At 47.9% G+C, this 2,468-nt stretch carries 2 protein-coding genes; both read left to right on the top strand.

Annotated elements, in window-relative coordinates; genetic code table 11:
- Positions 1 to 420 precede the first annotated feature (420 nt).
- Positions 421 to 855 (top strand): hypothetical protein, encoded by a 435-nt coding sequence (locus tag ACZ9AQ_RS24090; RefSeq protein ID WP_429207325.1) that lies wholly within the window; start codon positions 421 to 423, stop codon positions 853 to 855.
- 1,058 nt (positions 856 to 1,913) lie between these two features.
- A complete protein-coding gene (locus tag ACZ9AQ_RS24085; protein ID WP_429207327.1) occupies positions 1,914 to 2,192 on the top strand; it encodes a PAAR domain-containing protein in 279 nt (92 codons plus the stop codon).
- Positions 2,193 to 2,468 lie beyond the last annotated feature (276 nt).

Raw genomic sequence — 2,468 nt, 5'->3', positions numbered from 1 at the left:
CGGGGTTTCATCATGACGGCACTCGCTGGCTTGGTTCGATGTCAGGATTTTACCCAGCCGCAGGCGTCTCGGCCGAGGTTTTTAGAGGTGGCCTAAAGGCACCACTGTCTACACACTGTATCCTTACGGGCCGAAGCCAGGCGGGTTCTTTGCTGACGAGTCTACTCTTGCTGCCTCAAAGAAATCAGTCAATGCATATCATGAGGCGACCCAGGTAGGACACGCTGGAAATTCTGAGCACTTCAAGTTCGGCGCAAGGCAAAAGGTACAGGCATTTACATTAAAAGAAGATCTCTGCGTAGGAAAAGCTTACGCGCTAGCCAATGACCAATATGGCCCGGGTGGCGGAACGCAATATTACATCACTGCGAAAGATCGTATGAATATGGATAAAGGCCCAATTATGGAGTTGACAGAACCATGATCAATTTCATTGAAGGAAAAATAGATATCGGCGAGAAAAATATCCTTACCGCTTCCAATGGAGACTTAAAGGCGCTCGCCGAAGAAGGTCTAATTGAGAAACGAGAACTCAGTGGCGGCAGAATTTACTACTACGTCGAAGCTCAGGCGGATAATATGAGGTTTGGAGTTTTCATCAGCCTGCGAGATAAAAAGATTAACTGGCTACGATTGAGCTGGTTGGACAGTCCTGTTAAAGGGTGGGATGATGTAAGTGAAGAAGCGATGAAAGATGAGTATCGTCTGCTATCGAATTTCGTAGAAAAGACGGTTGGAGCTCCACCGAACAATAAAGGCAATAGGAAGCGTACGTGGCGGTTCAAGTGGGGGGAAGTTGAAGTGAGCTATGAGCCACGTGCCTATCAGGCCGACATTTACATGAAACCTCAGTGACGTCGCACGATAGGAAAGTTTTATAGACGTTAGTTTTTACAACGAGCACGCGCAGGATGACAAGCACTGGTTTTCGAGGAACAACTTGGATCATTATTACTTACCCGAAATACGGAAACTTGAGGACCATTCCCAAGGGGTAACGTATGAATGTTGAAGTCGTTCACGTCTCCCGGGGAGACATGCGATTGGAGAGTGAAGACAAACTTGTACGTATTCTAGGCGAGGCGCTTATTGCCTCAGCGCCGATCGAACCACGTTACGTCATCTAGTTGAATTCATTGAATAATTGGGAAGTGCCGCCGGGCGTTGCTTTGACTAAAACTGAGAAGCAGGATGTCGTTAGCGCAATTCGGAAACATTTTCAGGATTGCGGCTCGATTGCTGAGTTCGAATAGTAGTACAGTGCGTATACGATGCTGTACTACAGGGACAGTATCTTAATTAATAATTCATTCGTTGGATATTAGGGGATCATAATGTAGATCAAAAAAAAATCATTGTCGCTGCAATCGTTATGATTGCAGCATCTGTGGCAACGACTGAGCCGGCACCAAAACTTGTCAATTTGAGTCAGCTTTTATCGGCGTTTGAAAAGGCTGGATATTCACCCCTAGATCTTAGGAAGAACACAAAACGGATGCTAATTCAAGGTATAGCACTTGATGTTGGCCAGTCACTCAGCGGCAATTTAGTTGTGAAAGTTGGCGCACACGCAAATGCGCAATGATTATCGAGGCTGACCGCTGCCGATGATGCTCAGGAAATATGCTAAAGTCTCTGCAAGCTGGCGCTAAATTCAAGGCAGCTTATGATTTAGCATTCTCTTTAGGGGCGCAATATATGCTTATCAAGGGTGTATTTAAAATAAAGCTGCATAACATTGCATTTCACCCATACATGCATACGACACGCCGGGTAATCTTGAGTGCTATAACAGCAATCACCGTTTGCTACTGCAATCGTTAGCTATGAGATATATGCGTTAGCCCAACGGCCGCGATTAGCCGGACGGCCCCACCGATCGATTAGTACCGCGGATTCCACTGGAGAGTCAAATGTCATTGAAGATCATTACAGTCGGAGACAAAACCGATCATGGCGGCACGGTGATTAGCGGGTCGCTCAACCACGACATCAGGGGAAAAGCGATCGCCCGACTGGGTGATAAGGTTGATTGTCCGCTGCCCTACCCTGGTGGCAAACCACACGGCGTAAACAAGATCATCACCGCCCACAACACGCTTACAGTTGACGGGGTGCCCGTTGCAGTGGAGGGGTGCACGACGGAATGCGGGTGCAAGTTGATCGGCAGCATGCCTGCGACGGTCGGTTGAGCCAAAATCGCCACGTGCCGTACTTGTGACGTAACTCCCGATAAGTTGCCATTACTCCCACTTGTCATGACTGATTACCTCATCTGGCAAGCGTTGCAAATCATTAATTAATAAAAAATAGTCATTTCGACCCGGCGACTTTCAATTCGTTGGTCGCGTATTCGAACCACGCACGGCCTACGGAAGCGCTGATTTAATCGTCGACCGATCCCGGCTGGCGTGCGAGCTGGCACAATGACGTCTTCGATTCCTGCTGAGCCGCCATGAAGCAAACCA

The sequence above is a fragment of the Massilia sp. UYP34 genome (assembly GCF_056279385.1).
Note: the sequence above shows the minus strand (reverse complement) of the source record. Positions and strands in the feature narration are given on the sequence as shown.

Excerpts from the sequence above, each read along its gene's own strand:
- ACZ9AQ_RS24090 (WP_429207325.1), top strand. The coding sequence starts at position 421 with ATGATCAATTTCATTGAAGGAAAAATAGATATCGGCGAGAAAAATATC.
- ACZ9AQ_RS24085 (WP_429207327.1), top strand. The coding sequence starts at position 1,914 with ATGTCATTGAAGATCATTACAGTCGGAGACAAAACCGATCATGGCGGC.